The sequence below is a fragment of the Saccharibacillus sacchari genome (genome assembly GCF_037722395.1).
GTDB lineage: Bacteria > Bacillota > Bacilli > Paenibacillales > Paenibacillaceae > Saccharibacillus > Saccharibacillus sacchari_A.
Map to the genome: position 1 here is coordinate 1 of NZ_JBBKAR010000011.1, position 3,493 is coordinate 3,493.

Genomic DNA, 3,493 nt, shown 5'->3' on the forward strand with positions numbered 1-3,493 from the left:
AATCATGGGCGAAATGCGCGTTTGCAACGCTGTTTCTGACTCTAATGGATGTCTTTTTTCTTGAAATTGCCGCCGCGGACTTCGGCGACGTCGTAGACGACAACGAAAGCGTTGGGGTCGATTTCGTGGATGATTTCTTTGATTTTGCTTTCTTCCATCCGGTTGATGACGCAGGTGATTTCTTTGAATTGTTCGTTGCTGTAGCCGCCGTAAGCGTCGGAGTAGGTCGCGCCACGGCCGAGGCGGTCGCGGATCGTTTCGACCATGACTTCCGGTTGGTTGGTGATGATTTTGAACGTTTTCGAACCGCTAAGACCTTCTTCGACGATATGAATGACCTTGGAAGCGATAAAGTAAGCAAGAGCCGACAGGATCGCGCCTTGGAGGCCGAAGACGAAGGAAACGACGACGAACACGAACGTGTTCAGGAACAAGATCAGGTCGCTTGTACCGAAAGGCAGTTTGCGGGACAGCAGCACGGCCAGCATGTCGATCCCGTCGAGCGCGCCGCCGTTACGCAGGGCCAGACCCATGCCCGTACCGATGATGATCCCGCCGACTACCGTAACGAGCAGCGTATCGCCTTCGATGATCGTCGGAACATGGTGCATCAAGCTCGCGCTGATCGCGAGGGCCGCGATGCCGACGATCGAGTACAAAGCAAAGCTTTTCCCGATCTGCTTGTAACCGAGCCACACAAACGGGATATTGATGATCGCGATCAGAAGGCCGAGCGGCAGGCCGAACAACTGGGAACCCACGATGCTCAGGCCGGTCACTCCGCCGTCCGACACTTGATTGGGAATGAGTACCGCTTCAAGACCGTACGCGGTAATAACGGCACCGATAATGATCAACAACACTCTGGAATAAGTCTTCAAAAGCTTGTTGCTTTTAGACATTTTCTCTTGACCCATGCTTGTTTCCCCCTTTGAAAAAAACACTATCCTCTAGTTTATACCAACCGTCACAAATTCGGCAAATTAAAACGGGACGTTTTTGCCGATCCGACAAGCCGTCCCGCTTCCTTTTACCCTGAATGAAATTGCTCCGTTAGTAAAAACGTTCCATCACCACGTACTCTTGGCCGCCTTTGTTAAACACGACCTGCGTCTGTTCCAGCCCGAATTTCTCGTAAAACGACACTTTGTTGCTTCTGGCATTGCAACAGATATGCTTGACGCCTTTGCGCTTCGCTTCGTTCAGCACATGGGTCAACAGTTTGCTGCCGCACCCTTCGCCCTGCCGATCTGCCAACGTAGCCAGCTTGCGGAACTGCGCGTCCTGCCCTTGCACGAACAGCGATACGACCGAAATGACTTCTTTCCCATCGAACAATCCGTAATGAATCCCTTCATCGTCGTCCGGTAACTTGATGTAATCGAACTCTTCCTGCGGCCACATCACCTGATGACGCATCTCCCACGCTTGTTCTTTGGTTATTACCTTAACTCCCACTTTCAATCAAACCTCGCATTCGAATAAATAGACTTGTTTAAAATAAAAAAGGACGCAACTTGCTTACCCTACTTTTACGGATAAGAAGGCGACCGGTTTCAGTTTCATCCTGCATTGTACCATTTGTGAGGGGAATATGAGATAGACTTAATAGAATTTTTATTATTTATGAATAATTAGAGATTCTCTCCGTTTTTCAATCATAAAAAGTGCACTACGCATATCTATAGATTCACCTGAGCGGGTTTCTCATGTTCATTCAAGAATGCATGGATTACCTTCAAAATTGATAGTCGACCCGTTTATGAATTCGAAAAAAATCCATCAAACCCCATTTTCTTTAAGCACGATTTTTGATAAAAAATTTTATTCCATTTTTTTATAATTTATAACATATATAAAATTATATACTTTCATTTTGAAATTTGTAGCTAATACCTGAGCTTTTCTTTGTACCAAAAAAGGACCTTGAGAATTTCTCAAGGTCCGAAGACTTATATAATTCCTTTCATCTTTTCCATATATTCTTCGTAAGCTTCTTTAATTTTTCTTTTACATATGGCTTCCCATATTTTTTTCAACTCTGCCTCCTTAGTTTCATTGTTGTCATCAGGAAACATATCTCCTCCAAATCCGACCCACGATTCGGAGTCAGGAACTACTCCAAATTCTCCTGTATAAGCAAGTTCATATGGGGCATAAGTATAACTGACATTCGGACAATTTTCAGACAGACAATGATACCCTGGACTGTCTATTCCATTTGCACAACACAGAGGCACATCAAAAGTATTATTCTCGCAATAAACTTCCAAAAGAACATGTCTAAGTTTCATTCTATCACCTCAAATTAATAATCATTGTGAGTTGTCAAAACCTTTACAACATTGATACTTCCGTCAGCTTCTTTTGTATAAATTACTCTTCCGTCTCCACGACCGCGTCCCGTTCCTTTAACATCTACCGCCCATTGCCCTTTTCTATTATGTGAAAGTGGATGCGCGTTTAAACCTGTCAAATTCCCTGTTTCCAACCCTTTAATTGCAGCTTCATAACCCTTCTTAGCTTCAGGAGACAATTTCTTTGAAACTCTGGCTGCTGCATTAGAAATAGTTATACTACAGTCACTATTATGGGCCCAAATTCCAAGGTCACTTACAAAATAAGTATGATATTCATCGACAGTCATATTGTACACTTTCACACGCTTATGATCTAAATCGATGCAATCTATCTTAAGCGTACTGCCATCACTTCGAACTAGTAGATCACCAATTTTAAGATCTTTAACAAAGATCCATCCCTTGTTCGTTACGTAAAAAGGGCGATTAAATGTAGCTCTAATCGTTTGACTATTTATGTGGATATTGTATATATCTTCTGTATCATGATTGAAAGTATACGTTACCGCTTTATATTGGACATCTCCGGTTCTTTCATCTTTTGAGAGAAGCATATCTCCGGCTTCAATGTCTTCAATATTTTTCTCTCCACTTTCAGTCAGAACCTTCGTCTCAGCAGTAAAACAATTGCAACTTCGTATTTTGGTAGATGAGTTTCCTTTACTTGCACTTACAATACTTGCAGCCCCTATTGTACTATCTATAATTGTTTCGACTGACACTCCAACGGCCCATGTCTTGTCAGTATAAGCATTTAACGCTTCTAGTAATTGGCTTCTAGCCCATGAAGCATTTCCTGCATTATTCTTATAAGAACTAGTTTGTGTTAACAGACCATAAAGATATTTAAAGTATTATTGTTTTTATCTGCGTATACTTCTTGGAATACTACTCCAAGCATACTTCTGTTGCTCCAATACTTGGTTGAGCCCTTACGTAAACCCATCGATTCTTGAAGCATAAAATCAATTTCATAGTATGCTGTATTTTTAATATGTCCACTTGGATCTACGTATTTTAAAGGGTTACTGCTAACGTAAGCATACAAGTTTTGACTAAGAGTGTCAGTAAGTTCTCCTTCATACGTATCCTCATTAATAAACCGCCCCATCGAAGGGTCATACCAACGAGCT

The 3,493-nt window shown here is 42.4% G+C and carries 5 protein-coding genes; all 5 read right to left on the reverse strand.

Annotated elements, in window-relative coordinates:
* Positions 1-41 precede the first annotated feature (41 nt).
* A complete protein-coding gene (locus WKI47_RS04175; RefSeq protein ID WP_340225913.1) occupies positions 42-917 on the reverse strand; it encodes a YitT family protein in 876 nt (291 codons plus the stop codon).
* 136 nt (positions 918-1,053) lie between these two features.
* On the reverse strand, positions 1,054-1,458 hold the full coding sequence (locus WKI47_RS04180) for a GNAT family N-acetyltransferase (RefSeq protein WP_340225914.1): 405 nt from the start codon (positions 1,456-1,458) through the stop codon (positions 1,054-1,056).
* Between the two features lie 494 nt (positions 1,459-1,952).
* The gene (locus WKI47_RS04185) at positions 1,953-2,294 is read right to left on the reverse strand and encodes a hypothetical protein (RefSeq protein WP_340225915.1); all 342 of its coding nucleotides are present in this window, start codon (positions 2,292-2,294) and stop codon (positions 1,953-1,955) included.
* A 14-nt stretch (positions 2,295-2,308) separates the two neighbouring features.
* A complete protein-coding gene (locus tag WKI47_RS04190; RefSeq protein ID WP_340225916.1) occupies positions 2,309-3,082 on the reverse strand; it encodes a polymorphic toxin-type HINT domain-containing protein in 774 nt (257 codons plus the stop codon).
* A 104-nt stretch (positions 3,083-3,186) separates the two neighbouring features.
* On the reverse strand, positions 3,187-3,493 hold a 307-nt coding region (locus WKI47_RS04195), incomplete at its 5' end, for an RHS repeat-associated core domain-containing protein (protein WP_340225917.1).

Coding starts and splice junctions, on each gene's coding strand:
- WKI47_RS04185 (WP_340225915.1), bottom strand. CDS start 2,294: ATGAAACTTAGACATGTTCTTTTGGAAGTTTATTGCGAGAATAATACT.
- WKI47_RS04175 (WP_340225913.1), bottom strand. CDS start 917: ATGGGTCAAGAGAAAATGTCTAAAAGCAACAAGCTTTTGAAGACTTAT.